The sequence below is a fragment of the Microcystis sp. LE19-131.1A genome, assembly GCF_027532015.1.
Lineage (GTDB): Bacteria > Cyanobacteriota > Cyanobacteriia > Cyanobacteriales > Microcystaceae > Microcystis > Microcystis ichthyoblabe_A.
Genome location: NZ_JAPZSS010000122.1, coordinates 38,062 through 55,339, shown reverse-complemented (window position 1 = coordinate 55,339; position 17,278 = coordinate 38,062). Strand labels below are relative to the sequence as shown.

General features: G+C 44.6%; 12 protein-coding genes. 2 read left to right on the top strand and 10 right to left on the bottom strand.

Annotation, left to right across the window (positions count from 1 at the left end; all coding sequences use genetic code 11):
* Positions 1 to 30: 30 nt before the first annotated feature.
* The 3 genes from O9323_RS10560 to cobN form a co-directional block, all read right to left on the bottom strand.
* Positions 31 to 723, bottom strand: a complete 693-nt coding sequence (locus O9323_RS10560) for a DUF4276 family protein (protein WP_288125071.1) — start codon at positions 721 to 723, stop codon at positions 31 to 33.
* Positions 724 to 727: 4 nt separating this feature from the next.
* Entirely contained in the window at positions 728 to 2,017 is a 1,290-nt protein-coding gene (locus tag O9323_RS10555; protein ID WP_004157832.1) for an AAA family ATPase, read from the bottom strand.
* Positions 2,018 to 2,290: 273 nt separating this feature from the next.
* Positions 2,291 to 5,908: a cobaltochelatase subunit CobN gene (cobN, locus tag O9323_RS10550; RefSeq protein WP_004157831.1), complete on the bottom strand. Its 3,618-nt coding sequence runs from the start codon at positions 5,906 to 5,908 to the stop codon at positions 2,291 to 2,293.
* A gap of 383 nt (positions 5,909 to 6,291) precedes the next feature.
* On the opposite strand from cobN, the gene O9323_RS10545 reads away from it, so the two are divergent.
* Complete coding sequence (locus O9323_RS10545) at positions 6,292 to 8,493, top strand: ATP-binding protein (protein WP_024969229.1); 2,202 nt, start codon at positions 6,292 to 6,294, stop codon at positions 8,491 to 8,493.
* Positions 8,494 to 8,648: 155 nt separating this feature from the next.
* On the opposite strand, the gene O9323_RS10540 is transcribed toward O9323_RS10545, so the two are convergent.
* From O9323_RS10540 to O9323_RS10530, 3 genes are all read right to left on the bottom strand, one after another.
* A complete protein-coding gene (locus tag O9323_RS10540; protein WP_002737043.1) occupies positions 8,649 to 8,765 on the bottom strand; it encodes a photosystem I reaction center subunit VIII in 117 nt (38 codons plus the stop codon).
* Between the two features lie 57 nt (positions 8,766 to 8,822).
* Positions 8,823 to 9,305: a photosystem I reaction center protein subunit XI gene (locus tag O9323_RS10535; RefSeq protein ID WP_002737469.1), complete on the bottom strand. Its 483-nt coding sequence runs from the start codon at positions 9,303 to 9,305 to the stop codon at positions 8,823 to 8,825.
* A gap of 518 nt (positions 9,306 to 9,823) precedes the next feature.
* Positions 9,824 to 10,234, bottom strand: coding sequence for a universal stress protein (locus tag O9323_RS10530; RefSeq protein ID WP_002736789.1), 411 nt, complete (start codon positions 10,232 to 10,234; stop codon positions 9,824 to 9,826).
* A gap of 163 nt (positions 10,235 to 10,397) precedes the next feature.
* Here O9323_RS10530 and O9323_RS10525 point away from each other — a divergent pair, with 163 nt between their 5' ends.
* A complete protein-coding gene (locus O9323_RS10525; protein WP_288125070.1) occupies positions 10,398 to 11,606 on the top strand; it encodes a phosphoglycerate kinase in 1,209 nt (402 codons plus the stop codon).
* A gap of 132 nt (positions 11,607 to 11,738) precedes the next feature.
* On the opposite strand, the gene O9323_RS10520 is transcribed toward O9323_RS10525, so the two are convergent.
* The 4 genes from O9323_RS10520 to O9323_RS10505 all read right to left on the bottom strand — a co-directional run bounded on the left by O9323_RS10520 (position 11,739) and on the right by O9323_RS10505 (position 17,101).
* The gene (locus O9323_RS10520) at positions 11,739 to 12,323 is read right to left on the bottom strand and encodes a Uma2 family endonuclease (protein WP_024969606.1); all 585 of its coding nucleotides are present in this window, start codon (positions 12,321 to 12,323) and stop codon (positions 11,739 to 11,741) included.
* A gap of 259 nt (positions 12,324 to 12,582) precedes the next feature.
* On the bottom strand, positions 12,583 to 13,938 hold the full coding sequence (gene opcA / locus O9323_RS10515) for a glucose-6-phosphate dehydrogenase assembly protein OpcA (protein ID WP_288125069.1): 1,356 nt from the start codon (positions 13,936 to 13,938) through the stop codon (positions 12,583 to 12,585).
* 112 nt (positions 13,939 to 14,050) lie between these two features.
* Positions 14,051 to 15,580 (bottom strand): glucose-6-phosphate dehydrogenase, encoded by a 1,530-nt coding sequence (gene zwf, locus O9323_RS10510; protein WP_002736082.1) that lies wholly within the window; start codon positions 15,578 to 15,580, stop codon positions 14,051 to 14,053.
* A gap of 330 nt (positions 15,581 to 15,910) precedes the next feature.
* Entirely contained in the window at positions 15,911 to 17,101 is a 1,191-nt protein-coding gene (locus tag O9323_RS10505; protein WP_288125068.1) for a DUF3747 domain-containing protein, read from the bottom strand.
* Positions 17,102 to 17,278: the final 177 nt, after the last annotated feature.

Here is a 17,278-nt window from a genome sequence, read left to right as displayed (position 1 = left end):
GTTAATACCAAATTAGGTTACACTTCATCTTTATGAGAAAGGCTGTACTAAAGTTGTTGATTCTTCCTGACTGAGATGACGTAGTTTATCTCGAAAATAGCCAAAGCTGGGCGATCGATTAATGTCCACATTCATCTGAGGAGAAATATTTTCTGCCCAGACTGTTTTCTCTTGACCCACAGAAGCTCCACCTAACTTAGATAATTGTTTCGCTCCACCTCTGTATATAGCATCTGCCAGTTTTTCCCAAGTACCACAGATACTATCATTAATATAGGAATCCAAGATAGCACTTTTGGCATGGGGATAAGCAATTTTTATGGCATTAATATCACCTAAATACCAAGCTTCTCCTTCTTCAATAGCAATACAGAAGTAAATTTGGGATTTGATAGCAGATTTTTCCAGACAATTGCTTAATTCCTGTCGAAATTTCCGAAAACATCGATTATCCAGATCGCAAACCACAATCAGTACAGCAGCATAATTATCAGAGTAACTAGAAAAAGTTTTATCATATCCTTGAATCAGTTTAGGTAGTCGCTCAAGAAGAATCCGTTTACTAGGATCGGAAACAGACTGTAAGTCTCTGGGAATATGACCACTGCCTTTATAGGAATAAACCCTAAATGTATGACCTGCATTCATGTCAATAATCTTAGGAATTAGAATATCAAGTGCTTTTTTTCCCGACAAATCCTCGACCAAAATTTCAAAGTGCATGACCTTATCTCTCATCTAAGTAATCACTATACCAAAGACTACCAAGGGGCAATCCTTCTGAGACGAGATTCTTAATTAAAGGATTGTCACTGGCCCGTTTAATCCGAGAAAAACCATCATCACCCTTTTCCAGAATCCAAACTTCTTCCGGCTGGAGAGCATCAACAAAATAAGGTTGATGAGTGGTGATAAAAATTTGAGAACTTCCTCTCTGTCCTGTGGCGTGTTTTCTAAATTCTTGAGCCAAGGTTTCTAATAGTTTATGGTATAAGCCGTTTTCTGGCTCCTCAATACAGATAAATGGCGGTGGGGAAGGGTCTTCTAACAGTAAGAGATAGGCCAATACTTTTAAAGTACCATCGGACATTTGCTGTACATAAAATGGGTCTTGGAATCCCCGATCATTAAATTTTAATAGTAGTCGATTATCGGGACTTTTTTCGGTGCTAATTTTTTCTATACCCGGTATCTTACGAGAAATACTATTAAGTATATTCTGAAATTTCTTGGAATGCTCTCTTTCCATAAACTGCACCACATTACCGAGATTATCTCCATGGATATTCAAATGTTTCTGGGGTCCGGCTAGGGGCAAACTTCTGGCGGCATCGGGAGTAAAATAGCTGAGATACCATCCCTCAATAAATCTTTGAAATAGGGAAATTCTCGGATGCTGTTTGAGAGAACCTAACGTAGCAATTCCTAGTTTGCGCTTATCATTCAGTTCCACTAACTCGGTTTCCTTGCTTTCCTCATCAGCTTCTCGTTGAATTTTTTCTATTAACTTAAATAAATCAAAATGGTCTTGACCTTCTTCTACTTGTTTCCCTTCTTCTTCTCCTTTCCAGACGATTCCTTTCCCTTCATCGAGGAGTAAAAATGAAAAAGGCCATCCGGTCTTTTGACCTTTTCTTCTCTGTCTGAGTCTTTCTTTTTTTACATAAGGTCTATTATCCGTATCTAGATCAATAGCTAATTCATAGGTAATTGGTCGGGAATTGTAATCTTCTTTATAGTAAATCTGAAATTCAATGCTTCCTTCCTGACCCTGGGAACGAAGACGCTCAAACCCACCCCGACCTCGCGCATCACAAGCTTCTTCTACTCCTCCTTTAAGACAATCAGATAAAAAACCGAACGCATCAAAAAGTGTGCTTTTTCCCACACCATTTTTGCCGATAACGGCCGTCATCGGTGTCAGAGAATCTCGATTTTGAGTATTCCATAACTTGCCCAGGGTTATATCCTTGAGCGCTCGATAATTTTTAATCCTCAATCCCTCAATTCCGTCCATTATTTAGTCCCGTTTCTCATTACTAAAGTAATTTGAGCAATTTCTCCCCGGAGAATATATAGTATAGATTGATTCTAGACCAGTTATTAATAGAGTTCTTGCCTAATTAATTTTTGAGAGTTCAAAAATGAGAAAAATAGGCATAAAATTGCATAAAATCCTTAGATAGAGCATTTAATTGATTAATGCTCATTCTTAATTCTCCTGACTACTGACTACTGGCTACTGACTCCTCACCTAAGGTCAGATTTTTGATTTTTGCCAGAGGTCTAATTACTGACCCGATTCGATCGCTCCTTCGGCCTCATGGACAATTGCCCTCAATCGATCTAAAGTTTTTTGGTCCACCTGGGTCCATAATCCCCGTTGTTGAGCTTCTAATAATCTTTCGGCCATATCTCGCAATGCCCAGGGGTTTTTCTCCTGAATAAATTGTTGTACCTTCTCGTCAAATAAATAAGCTTCGGCTACTCCCTGATAGATAAAATCCTCCACCAGATGAGTAGTGGCAGAGTAGGCAAAAATATAATCTACGGTTGCAGCCATCTCGAAAGCGCCTTTATAGCCGTGTCGCATCACTCCCGCTATCCATTTGGGGTTAACCACTCGCGAACGGTAAACCCGGCGAATTTCTTCCTCTAGGGTTCTGATGCGGGGATTTTCCGGACGGGAATGATCACCAAAATAGGTGACGGGATTTTTGCCGGTTAATGCCCGGACACTGGCAGTTAAGCCGCCTTGAAATTGATAGTAGTCATCGGAGTCGAAAATATCGTGTTCTCGATTGTCCTGATTGTGCAGCACTATCTCTAATTCTTGCAGTCTATTTCTCAATACTTCCGGTAAAGAATGGGCAGTTCCTTGACTATCATAGGCATAACAACTCCAGTTAATATAAGCATTAGCTAAGTCTTGATCATTTTGCCAGTTTTGTGACTCGATTAACCCCTGTAAACCGGCCCCATAAGCACCCGGTTTGCAGCCAAAGATTCTGGCAGTAGCTCTCAGTTTCGCCTCTTTTTCTCCTAAGCCCTGATTTAGCCAAAACTCCCTCTCTGTCTTGACTTTCGCCGCTAAAGGATTAATTTTTTCCTCTTCCTCTTGACAAGCTACCGCATTTATGCCAGAATTAAGAAGATGTAGTATGCTGGGGAAACTGTCCCTAAAAAAGCCCGATACCCGAACGGTCACATCAATACGAGGACGGCCTAAGCTAGACGGGGTAAGGATTTCAAACCCGACCACCCGACGGAAAAAACCGTCCCAAAGGGGACGAATTCCCAGTAAAGCCATGGCTTCGGCCACATCTTCGCCACTATTTCTCATCGTCGAAGTTCCCCAGATAGAAATCGCCAAAGTGCGGGGATATTCGCCATTTTCTTGGGTATAACGTTCAATTAGTGCCTCTGCGGCCTTTCTTCCCACTTCCCACGCGGTTTCTGTGGGGATTGCGCGGGTATCGACGGAATAGAAATTTCTGCCGGTGGGGAGAACATCGGGACGGCCGCGGGTGGGAGCGCCGGAAGCACCACTGGGGACGTATTGGCCAGCGAGACCTTTTAAGAGATAGGTGAGTTCATCGGGGGTTTGTTTTAAAGCAGGAATTAACTGATTTTCTAGCCAAACCAATTCTTTTGCCGTATTTTCGCCTACAGGTTCAATTTTCTGGCTAATTAAATCCTGAGCGAGACTTTCCAGATAAGTAGTAGTATCGTTATATTCCGTCAGGGGGTCGCAGTCGAGATGGAGGTCAAGGGCGATCGAACGGGTTAAACCGGGGCGGTCGGGACTGGGAGAACGAGCGATCGATTGGATTAAATCAATTAACTGCTGACCCTGGGGACATTGACCGAAGATATGTAAACCGTCGCGGATTTGTGCTTCCTTGAGTTCACAGAGATAACCATCCACGACGGTGAGAAATTGACCAAAGGAGGCGCTAATCGTGCCTAGCTCTCGATCGAGATTAGTTTTCGCCACCAGATCGTTAATCCGCTCGCGAATCAGAGCTAAACGAGAAGGATCAAGAGATTCTGCTTGATAATATTCATCGATGAGGGACTCTAACTTTTCCCAATCCCCATACAATTCCGCTCGCGTCATTGGGGGAGTGAGATGGTCGATGATAACAGCTTGGGAACGTCTTTTAGCGTTGGAACCTTCTCCGGGGTCATTGACAATAAACGGATAAAAATTCGGCAGCGACGAGAAAGCAATTTCGGGATAACAATGGGGAGAAAGAGCGAGACTTTTCCCCGGTAGCCATTCTAAATTGCCGTGTTTACCGAGATTAATCACAGCAGTGACGTGGAATTCCTGTCGTAACCAATGGTAAAAAGCGAGATAGCTGTGGGTAGGTTCCAGGTCGGGGGAATGATAATTAAGAGTCGGGTCAAGGTCATAACCGCGAGAAGGTTGAATACCGATAAAGACATTACCTAACTGGAGGCCCGGGATAGGAAAATCCTTGTCTGGATGTCCCCAACGGTCAAGCAGAGCGCTTTGATTATCGGGGGGAAGGGAGGAGAAATAATCTAGATATGCTTCTAGGGAGAGAGATTGATAGATAGGTTTTAATTCCCTTGTCTCCAGGTCATTAGTGATACCGGAAATAAGCAATCGCATTAATTCATCACTATGGTCGGGGAGGTCGGTGAGGGTATAACCTTGGGTTTGTAGTGCGCGAAGAATTTCCAAACCACTAGCGGGAGTATCTAAACCGACTCCGTTAGCGATACGACCATCCTTATTGGGATAGTTGGGGAAAATGAGGGCAATTTTTTTCTGGGAGTTGGGAAGGGAGGAGAGTTGACAATAGTTTGCGGTTAAATCAGCGACAAAATCAACCCGGTGGGGGAGGGGTTGATAGATAACTATTTCCGTTTCTAGTTTGGGATGTCGGGTGAGGACAGATTTAAAGGAAATAGCGCGGGTGATAATTTTGCCATCCATTTCCGGTAAAGCGATATTCATGGCCACATCCCGGGGGGAAAGACCTTGATAACCCTGTTGATAAGCTTCTAAACTGCTGCTGCTGAGGATAACTTGGAAGATGGGTTTATTGAGGGACTGCCAGAAGTGATGATGTTGTTTGTCTTCCGGTCGTTGGATAGAGAAGCTAGTGGTGTCGAGAATTAGGTCTGGGGGATGGTGGGAAAAGAGGGTTAATAGTTCCTCTTGCACTTCGATTTCCCGGAGAGAGGAGAGAAAGATAGGGACAGTTTCAATGTTTCTTTGGGTGAAAGCAGTGATTAAAGCATCGATAGCTTTGGTGTTACCTGCGAGATAATGGGAACGATAGAAAAGTATCCAAGTCCGTGCTTGGGGTTGGGATAGGGTTATCTGGGAATAGATTCCCCACCTAGGGACAACCCTAGGTGGAGAGGGAGAATAGTCGAGATGGAGACAGGTATGCGCGATAAATTTAGCAGCATTAATCCAGTTATCTATCCCTGCTTCCGTGAAATAGCACCATAACTGGTTAACAGTAGTCAGGGAAGCAGTGGAATGACTCATCAACTCTAAATCCGGTTTATCCTCTCCCGGGAGGACAAATAAAGTCGCACCGGTTTCCTCGACAATTTCCTTAACTACTTCCAACCCGTAGGACCAACTCCCCCGTCCCCCCAATAAGCGAAGAATAATCACTCTTGCTTGGGATAGTACCTTGTCCCCATAGTTATCGATACTGTATTGCTGCTGTAACTGCGATAAATTCAGGGCGCGAATTGCGGGAAAATTATCGGGTAGATGGTCGATAGCTGCCGCTAGAGTTTGAATATCGGTATCAGCCATGGTGAGGAGAACAATCGGGGCCGGATTTTGGTCAATAATAATCACCCCTTCGGTATCTGCTGTCCAACCTCCCGCTTGGGGAGCAATTCGGTGCATAAGTTTTGAGAGTCAGGTTAAATAATGATTAGGTTTTGAGAATCAGGGTCTCGATCGAGGGATCATTCTTAGGTAGATAGAGATGATTATATCTGTCTGCGGCAATTTAAAGAACAGGGAATAGGGAATAGGGAATAGGGATTAAGAAAACTTGACCAAAACCCAAACCCCAGTCCCCTTACTGATAACTGAGGTTTGGGAAGTGGGAAGTGGGGAAGTGGGGAAGTGGGGAAGTGGGGGAATTTCAACTAAAACCCTAACACCCTAACACCCCAAAAACCGAACACCCCAAGACCTCAACACCCCAAAACCCGACCACTCTATCTGCTGCCTTCTGATAACTGATAACTGATAAATGATAACTGATAAATGATAACTGATAAATGAACGCTTCTCCCGCTTATGTTTGCTGTCAAGTGTTGTCATCTACTCACCTCGAACAAATTCGTTCTTGGTGGGGACAGTTGGCAATACAGGTAACAGGGCCCAGGATTAGTCTCAGTGAAAGAGATATTCCCCCACAGACGGGGGAAATCTATCAACTCTTGCTTTCCACTGACCTACAAGCTTTATTGTTAGCCAGTCCCCAAGGGCATAATTTTCAGTACGAAGTCCGCATTAGTTTTGAAACGAACACGATTAAAAATTTTCTGCAAGGACTGGCCGTCAAGTCTCTCCACCACTCGAAAATTCAGCAGGGTTATCAAATTTTAAATTTGCCTCTATCCATTAATGTCAGCAGTTTTCAAAATAAAATTTTAGTCAAAATTCTCTCGATAATTTCTGCTCCGTCTGCTGATGGGGGTTGTCCCCGCATCTTCTCCGTTTGTCAACCAGTAGAAGCTGCCCTATCCCAACAAATCGAACAGGAAAGATTATTAAACCAAGTCATCACCCAAATTCGTCAGAGTCTGGAGTTACCGGTGATTCTGGAAACCGTGGTTAGGGAAGCGCGGGAATTTATGCAAGTGGACCGATTGTTAATTTATCAATTTTTCCCCGATACCGGTGAGGGAAAGGGAAAAATAACTTCCGAGTCGCGCATTTCCGACCAGATAAATTCCGTGTTAAATTTAACCCCCGAAGACGATTGTTTTTCCTATATTCCCCAATACAAGGAAAAGTATCGTCAAGGATTAATTCTGGCCGTGGATGATGTGGATGTTAACTATTCTTCTTCCTTCTGTTTGTCCGAATTTTTGCGACAACACCAAGTGCAATCAAAATTAATCGCTCCCATTGTGGTACAAGAAGAATTGTGGGGTTTATTAATTGCCCATCAATGTGGAGAAAAACGCCAATGGTTGCCGCAGGAAAAGAAATTTTTAGGTCAGATTGGTGAACATCTCGCCATCGCTATCTATCAAGCGCAATTATATTCCCAAGTACAGGAACAAAAAGATATTTTTGAGCGCCGGGTAATCGAAAGAACCCAAGAATTACAAGATACTTTAATGGCTGCGGAAGCCGCTAACCTCTGCAAAAGTGAATTTTTAAATAATATGAGTCATGAGTTATTAACTCCCCTAACTTGTATTATCGGTTTGTCCAGTACCCTGCAAAAATGCTCGGCAACCAGTAATTTTTTACCTCCCGATAAACAAAAACACTATCTAAAAGTTATTCAGGATAACGGCAATAAATTATTAGAATTAATTAATGATTTGCTTAATTTCTCGCAAATTTCGGCAGGCAAAGCCGTTTTAGATATTAAACAATTTTCGCTAAAATATCTCTGTAATCATGTTTTAGAAATTATCAAAACAGAGGCAGAAATTAAAGAAATTAATCTGATTTTAGAGATGAAAATCACCGAAAAAGAGCATTATTTTTATGCCGATTACGATCGAGTTCAGCAGATACTTTTGTACTTGTTAAAAAATGCCCTGAAATTTACCCCCGAACAGGGTGCTGTCACGCTGAGACTGTGGAAAGAAGGCAGTCAGGTCATTTTTCAGGTAGAGGACACGGGCATCGGCATTCCTGCTCAAAAAATACCGCTTCTGTTTGAAAAATTTACCCAGTTGGATGGCTCTCGTAAACGTCGTTATGGTGGTATGGGATTAGGACTGGCTTTAACTAAACAATTAGTGGAACTCCATCGCGGCACGATCGAGGTAGAATCTTGCTTAGATAAAGGTTCCATCTTTACCGTCCGTTTACCTCAACAAAAGCCACCCAAATCTCAACCCCAACCCTCGGATCATAATCCCCATTTTAATCAGCACCATCCCACTATAGTTTTAATTGAAAGTGACGAAGAAATTGCCAATCTTATTTGTGAGTTATTGATGGTGGCACATTATCAAGTTATTTGGTTAATCGATAGTGTCTCCGCTATCAAAAAAATTGAGATCGTGCAGCCAAGTATTATAATTGTTGATCGGAAAATGCCCGATATATATCATCTCTGTCATCTCTTAAAAAAATCCAGGCAAACTCAAGCCAGTAAAGTGCTAATCTTGAATGATACCCCTGAAATCAGCGTTAATTTCCTCGGTCGTCATGGCATTGATGACTATCTCCTCAAACCGATTCAACCCTCCCTATTGTTGGAAAAAATCCGCTATCTAACCGCTTTATAAGTGGGGTTTGCGGCAAAAAGTTTTTCGGTGGGGGTAGGGGTGCATCTCATTTTCATCTGGTCAATTTTTTCCTTTTTCCTCAGAAAATAGGGCTTGAAAACTAACTATCACATAGCTAATTTTCAAGTCCTTAATTGTAGGAATCCTAGGCTAAATTAGGATTCACTTTCGATATAGATAAATAACAACCCCATAACCACGGCTGGCATTAACCAACAGACGATTGGGATTAAAATCCAAGGCAGATAAGAAGCTGCGTAGGCACCAGTCATGTCAAATGCTCCTAGTAAAAAAATAAGGAAATGATAATCAGGTAGAACAAGGGTTAATTATTGATTAAAAACCCCGCGCATGATGCCATCAACGACACCAAGATTTTCTAGGAGGAAATAGGCCACAAAAGCGCCACCCATACCACCAATAAAGAAACCGGCTGCGAATTGACTCCAACCCTCGGAGGATTGCAGAGGATCACCACTAGCGGCCTTACCTTGGAAAGAGACAAGACCATAACTAGCTAAACAACCCGTAGCCAAGAGAACCATGGCCAAAGCGGGGATTAAGCCGCCGAGATTAGCATATTCCGAGTCTCTCAAGGGACCCAGGACAACCCAGGGACCACCGAGGAAATAACCGTGGGCCATACCCACTTCTAGACCGCGCAGAATCGGAGCTAGACCGGGACGATAGGCAGGTAAGTTACCAATAAAAGCTTTGGTAAAACCAGAAGCGGAAATGGGGGTAGCTAGATGACCAATGAACGGATCATCATTGTAGGGTGTCACCACCTGTTTGTATCCAGTTTCAGCCATTGTGTTTGAGTTCTCCTTTTTCCGATCAACAGGAAAATTGATCATAAAACTTTAAGATTACACTTTAGGCCTAAGAATTACTTCAAGCAACCCCATCGATCGAGTTTTCAAGGGTTGACGGCTGAAACTCTCACAATTCGTTACATTTCTCTCAGGAGACGGGGGAGTGGGGAGCTTTGTTTCAGTGTTGCCAAAGGCACGGCGTAGCCGTCCAGTAAACAGTAAACAGTAATCAGTGAACTGAAAACTCACATCTGATACTAAATCCGTTGAGTATAGGCTACATATCAGGATAGGCAAGAGGCAAGGGGCAAAAGGAGGAATAGATAATCAGTCTTTAATAACTGGATTTAGTATGATATAGCCTTTTTCAGTCTGCTGAGCTACAAAAGTTATGGGTTTTAGGCACTCATGCACTCATGCAAGAGGCAAAAGGGAAGAAAAATAGGTGTACCTCACTAGCTTAGGAAACGCTATAACTGCTCACTGATAACTGCTCACTGATAACTGCTCACTGATTAAGGGATAATCAACACTGGACAGGGGGCAAGGTTAATAACTTTGGTGGTGACGCTTTCGGACACACCTTCGCTAGTTAATCCTAAACCGCGACAACCCATAACAATCAGGTGAGCATTAATTTCATCGGCCACATCACAGATGACAAAAGAAGGCATTCCCTCCCTTTCAATCATTTCCGCCTTGATGCCAGCTTGGGCGAAAACGGCCTGGGCCGATTGTAACAATCTATCCACCGCTTCGATCGAACTCATCTTATCGTCGGCGGCAATTTCTCCGGTGGGTGTCGTTTCCACCACCGACAACAGCACCAAACGACTGTCAAAGATTTTGACTAATTCGATCACACTACTGGTAGCGTCACGACTTTCGCGGCTGTGGTCGATGGGAAATAAAATCGTCTCAAACATAATTAGCAAGTCTCTCCAATCAAATTTTTCTGGGCAAATCAGTCTTGGAACTGCAAAACTGATCCCCAAATCTGAAATAATCTTTGTCAAAGTAATTGCCGCAAGTAGCGATACCCTGATTTAATCTTTATTGTACGGTAAGCAATCTAGGAGGTTATGGGCTGTGCCAAAAAAAACAGTAGCGAATTTAACAGAGGCTGATTTAGCGGGCAAACGGGTCTTAGTCCGGGTCGATTTTAACGTTCCCATGGACAAGGCCACCGGGAAAATCAGCGATGATACCCGCATTCGGGCGGCCTTGCCAACCATTGAGGATTTAATCAAAAAAGGGGCTAAGGTTATTTTATGCAGCCACATGGGTCGTCCCGACGGTGAGGTTCAAGAAAATTTGCGTCTGACCCCTGTAGCTAAACGTCTCTCGGAATTACTGGGCCAAGAAGTAATCATGTGTCCCGATTCTATTGGTGAGGGAGTTACGGCAGCGATTAGCCAAATGTCTAACGGTCAAGTGGCCCTGTTAGAAAATCTGCGTTTCCACGGTGAAGAGGAGGCAAATGACCCCGATTTTGCCAAAAAATTAGCCGCTAATGCCGATTTATACGTTAATGATGCTTTTGGTACCGCCCACCGCGCCCACGCTTCTACGGAAGGCGTTACCCACTATCTCAGCCCCTCGGTGGCGGGTTATTTAATTGAAAAAGAATTAAACTACCTACAGTCCGCCATTGAAACTCCCCAACGTCCCCTAGCGGCGATTATCGGCGGTTCTAAGGTTTCTAGTAAAATTGGCGTGATCGAAACTTTATTAGAAAAGTGCGATAAACTGCTCATCGGTGGCGGTATGATCTTTACTTTCTACAAGGCCCGCGGTTTAAGTGTTGGTGGGTCTTTGGTGGAAGAAGACAAACTGGAATTAGCTAAATCCCTGGAAGCGAAAGCTAAAGAAAAAGGGGTGGAATTCCTCCTTCCTACTGATGTGGTGTTAGCGGATAAATTCGATAAAGAGGCCAATTCCAAAATCGTCAAGGTCGAAAATATTCCCGATGGTTGGATGGGATTGGATATTGGACCTGAATCAGTTAAAGTTTTCCAAAAAGCTTTATCTAACTGTAAATCTGTCCTCTGGAATGGCCCCATGGGGGTGTTCGAGTTCGCTAAATTCGCAGCGGGTACAGATGCGATCGCTCACACTTTAGCCGATTTAACCGCTACTGGTACAACTACCATTATCGGTGGTGGCGACTCGGTAGCGGCGGTGGAAAAAGTGGGAGTGGCGGAAAAAATGAGCCATATTTCCACCGGTGGTGGCGCTAGTTTGGAATTACTCGAAGGGAAGGTTTTACCCGGTATTGCCGCTCTCGATGAAGCCTAATTATCGCTAATATCTCAGGTTTAAACAAGGTGGGTGTTGCCCCACCTTTTTTTATGAATTAGGGAGTGGGTTTTTAAAGTTGGATTGGGAGTTAATCATACCATGACTTTTGCGGCAAAAATAGTTGAGCCACTAGGATACTTCAATCGCGGTAAAATCGACACGCTGATATAAATCTGTCAGGGATATTTGAAAATCTAGAGAAAACAGAGTTAAAATCGCTTCTTGATCGTGATAATCCCGGAATGCCCAATGATCGCCTCTTTTATGAAACTGTTCTATATAATAACCATATTGATCGATTAAAATATATTCTTCAAAACTATTAAGAGAGCGATAAAATTTAAACTTATCACCCCGATTATAGTCTTGAGTAGATTTTGATAAAACCTCGATAATCACCTGTGGATTGGTAATCGTATCGGTGCGTCCTCTTTCAAGAATTGGTTCTCCCTTAACGATCATAAGATCGGGATAGGTGTACACATTATAGGTGGGTATTGCCAAGCGTAGATCGGTGATAAATATATCATAGGCTTGATTCTGGATAGTTAAGGGAAATCTTCTGTAAAAATTTCCCGCAATGCGATTATGGTTAGGAGTTCCCCCAGTCATAATAATAATTTCTCCATCTCGATACTCGTGTCTGTCGGTGGCAGTTTCCTCTAGTTGAAAGTATTCTGCGACTGTGTAGCGTTTCTTAGTGGTTGCGACCATATTGCCCCCTTGAAAGCAAAGCTCTGTCTTTATAATAACCTGTTTTCTGAAAAGGTAAGTAGCTGGTTATAATTAAATTAAAAATGGATTTTAGGTTAGATACCCCCTGCCCCCCTTGATAAGGGGGGTGTCTGATAATTTTTAACGCCTACCTACTTATAATTATCGGTTTTAATCAGGTGCTGACTGCTGTATAAATATCGAGAGACCTTGTTAACAAGGTCTCTCGAAAGTTGGCGGGATTATTGTTGCTAATTTCCTAATCCGGTTGGGATAATTTGAGGATAGAGCTAGTGACTTTCATGCTTTCTTGATAAAGCACGTCCTGACCCCAACGCTGTAACTGTTTACCTAGCAGAGTTTCTGTTTTTTGGTCTTCCAGATGGGACACTTGTTCAACCCGGCAAGATTGGGCCCCTCCCGAAGCTTCCATCCGCATACAGCCGGTAGTTCCCGAACAAATTACAGTGCAACAATCAGCCTGAAGATTAGTAGAAGTGAGTTTAATACTAATCAGATCTCCTTGTACTTCACCCCAATCGGCCACGGGAACACCAGCTAATTCCGCCTCAATTAAACGCTGGTCCTGACCGAGGAAGCTAATCCGATGAATAGCGTAATCTCCCGACCGGTGACTATATCCCACCGGTCGCCATTGTAACCGGCTGGCCATCCAACCGAGGAACATAAAAGCTTGGCAAGGATTGCCCTTTTCGTAATCAATAGTAATGCGATCGACTTCCAGAATAGCATCCCGGCGCTCCGGTGGATCAAAAGCCTCGGCGGTTAGTTCTTGCCAGGGAGCGAGACGACTCCAGTTTAGGTCAGCTAATGGCACATCTGTTGCTAATAAATCCCCCACTTGCAGCAGTTCCGTTTCCGGTTCCCGAAAAGTGCTGGAATCGACGATAATCGTATCACATTGACTGGCCAGACGCTTAAATAGTCCATATTCCCCATCGGGACTGGCTTTCCACCAGAGAAATTTGGGCAAACTGGGAATAGTTAACTCGGAAATAATGCCACCAATTCGTTCCAAGGCTTCCGCTGTGCCGCTTAAAGTGACGTATTCACAGCAAACTAAAGTGTTCTGACTACGTTTGTTAACGGGACAATAGGCAGAAACGGAGGCTTTTACCCCTTCATCGGCCTCGGCAGTGGGACAGAGGGTAATAATGCGACAGGGATTGGAAGCGGCGATCGCATCTGCCACTCCAATCGCATCCAAATCGGCGGCGTATTGACGATGATTAGCCCCATCCTCGGCGTTTTTTTCCGCTTCCCAGGCCGCCCTTAACCGAGCGACAAATTCATCGCTAGAAAGCCCAGTTACTTCTAGTCCTAGGTCTTTCTGGGCCACTTTGATGGCGGCGTGGGTCCGCGGACCGGCAATACCATCAATCGGGCCAGTGTAATAGCCGAGAAGGGTTAACAATTCCTGTACCGCATCGGGTTCATAGACAATAAAGCTAAAGGTGGTGGCCCGGGTGGCGGCCATCCCATCCTCATTATTATTATAGGATTGCCAGATATCGCGCAGTTCCTGCTCGATCACATCGATGGAAACATCTTTCGGTGCTTGCAGGGAGACAATGGGGGGGCTTTGGGTAGTCATGTCAGTTATCAGTTATCAGTTATCAGTTATCAGTTATCAGTTATCAGTTATCAGTTATCAGATGTGAGTTTTTAGTTTACTGCTCACTGATTACTGGTCACTGTTCACTGTTTTAGAGTCGTCGCCAACGACGGCCATCGCGGTTAAGGAGAAATTCCGCCTCTGTGGGTTCCCAGGTACCCGCTTCGTATTGGGGTACGGAGGCGGGATCGGCGGGGGCATCCCAAGCGGCGAGAGCGGGAGTAACGATGCGCCATGCTTCTTCTACCTCATCAGAACGGGTAAATAGGGTTTGATCTCCCAGCATAGCGTCTAAAAGTAGGCGATTATAGGCATCGGCGCTGGTGACACCGAAGGAGGAACCATAACTAAAGTCCATTTCTACCGTGCGCGTGCGTAATTCCGAGCCCGGCATTTTTGCCTCAAAACGGAGGGCAATACCTTCGTTAGGCTGAATCCGCATACTCAGTACATTTGCATTGGTTTGTTGAGCCGCCGATTGGAAGATTAATAACGGCACATGGCGGAATTGGATGGCAATCTCGGAAACTTTTTTCGGCAGACGTTTACCGGTACGCAGATAGAAAGGGACACCCTGCCAACGCCAGTTATCTACCATTAATTTCATGGCCACGTAGGTGGGGGTGGTCGATTCCGGATTAACCCCCGGTTCTTGCCGATAGCCCAGAATGGGTTTTCCTTTCATCCAACCGGCTTTATACTGGCCGCGGATGGCGGATTTTTCCAGGTTATTAATATCGGCCAGGTGAGTCGCTTGCAGGACTTTGACTTTTTCGCCACGGACACTATCGGCGTTAATAGCGTTGGGTGCTTCCATGGCCGTCAAGCAGAATAACTGCATCAGGTGATTTTGCACCATATCGCGCAAAGCTCCCGATTTTTCGTAATATCCGGCCCGCTCCTCCACTCCCACGGTTTCGGCCACGGTAATCTGGACGTGATCGATAAATTGACGATTCCAGAGGGGTTCAAAGATGGCGTTAGCAAATCGGAACACCAGTAAGTTTTGGACGGTTTCCTTGCCTAAATAGTGGTCAATGCGATAAACTTGGTTCTCCTGACAAACCTCTTGTACGACTCGATTGAGAACTTGGGCAGAACTGAGATCTTTGCCAAAGGGTTTTTCGATCACTAAGCGGTGTTTAATTGGATCTTTCAGCATTCCCGCCGCGCCGAGGTTTTTAAGACCGGGGGGAAAGAAATTAGGAGAAACCGCTAGATAAAAGACTCGATTGCCGCGGGTTCCCCGGATTCCGTCTAATTCTTCCAGAAAGACTTTCATTTTGGCGTAACTTTCTGGGTCGTCCATGTTGCCGGGGAAATAGTACAACCCTTGGGCGAAGTCTTGCCAATATTCCTCACTACCAATCCCGTCGGAAAATTCTTCGATGCCTTGGCGCATCTGTTGGCGAAAATAATCATGACTCCACTCTCGGCGCGCTGTACCGACGATGGTTAATTCGGCCGGCAGTCGTCTTTCCCGTTTCAGTTGATAGAGAGCAGGAACCAGTTTTCTTTGGGTTAAGTCTCCCGATGCCCCAAAAATGACTAAGATTAAGGGTTCTGGGGTTCTTTCTTGTCGCAATCCCACTCGGAGAGGATTTTCGAGCAGCTTTACCATAGGATTTTGTCTAGCCGAGGTGCATTATTTTCCAGTCTAGCGGGAATACTCGACGGCATACCTAAAGTAAAAATTAATAACCACAATCAGTAATCAGTAACCAGTAATCAGTAATCAGTCATCAGTCATCGGTCATCGGTCATCGGTCATCAGTCATCAGTAATTGGATAATATCTTTAGGCTTTTTTGAGATCAAAAAGTTCTGGGCATGGGAGTGAGCGGGGGGAAAATTGGGGGACTTTTTCCCTGAATTTTAGGTAATTGACCACCCAAAAATGGGTGAAACCCCACACCCTACCCCTAGGAAAAACTTTTTGCCGCAAACCCTACTTATTTTTTGGCGGTTTTAACACAATCAAGGGTACGGACGATGGCAGCTGCCGCGTAGTTACGACGGGCGGGATCATTTGGTACAAAAGCACTACCCTGTTCGTTCAAGGGAGAGGCCACAGCGCAAAATCCCGACATCTGGGTAATTAAACTGGCGGCCCAATGACCGGAAGTATCGGAAAAATTGACGGGAGTTTTAGTTTGGGCTAAATCGGGGGCTTGTTTTTGCTGAGTTTTCAGGTAGGTGGCGGCCTGTTTGAGAATCGCCATCAATTCGGCCCTAGTGATGGGGTCGCCCGGACGGAATTCGCCGTTAGCTTTGCCGGCAACAATACCATTGGCCCGGGCCCATTGGATTTTTTTGGCACTCCAGCGCGTCGCTTCTACGTCGTTAAAACTGCCGCTGCCGGGAGGAATATCTTCTAGGTTAATTTTAGTGACAGTTCCCATCCCTTCAATAATCATCGAGACGAATTGTTCCCTAGTGACGGGATTTTCGGGGCGGAAGGTGTTATCTTCTTTAAAACCGGCCACTACCCCAAGCGCGATCGCTTTTTCAATCTCAGTTTTATAGATATCGCCGCTAATATCCCGGAAACTGGCCTCAGCAGTGGGGGGAGGAGTGGTTTCGTTGATAGGAGGTCTGCCGGCGGCTGCGAGAACTTCTGTTTCTTTGCCGCTAAAGTAGAAGTGGCCTAAACTTTTGCCTTGGAAAGTACGACGGCTGAATCTCCAACCCGGTTCGAGGATAATTTTCATAAATCCCGTTTGCATTCCTCGGGTTCTTCCCACCACTAATTCCGGTCTGCGAGCATCCCGGGGAGTTCCCACTAAGTATAATTCGCCATTGCGTTCCACAATACGCAGGATGTAATCTAGCCCAAAATCCCGGCCATCGAGACGGATAGAATAACCATTGCTATCGGTGGCGCGGCGACAAATGCCGGTAAAGTCAAAGTTGAGGAGCAGCGGGTCGATCATGACGGGATTTGAGCCGCTTTCGCTCCAACACTTCTGTTTTCCTTGGATTTGTTCCAATACTAGGAGGTCAAATTTATTACCTCCGTAGGGACGAGCGATCGCTACTACCTGGGTCTGCTCGATGTCCTGTTCGTCAAAGTTGGCCGCTGGTGTGGCAGTTATGCCCAAGGTCATTAGGGCGGTTAGGGCGATCGATAATCTAGCTTTCATGATCTTTATCTATAAGACGATTTTTGCAGTAAAAATAATAGACGTGCTAATCCCACTATTCTAAGACTGAATACTTCCGGTTGTTGTTCCAGACTGCGCCGGATTGTTGTCTGTCTGCACAACTTTTCTCTCAATCTTCAATTTCCAAACCTATTGATCCTAGCAATATTCTGCTTG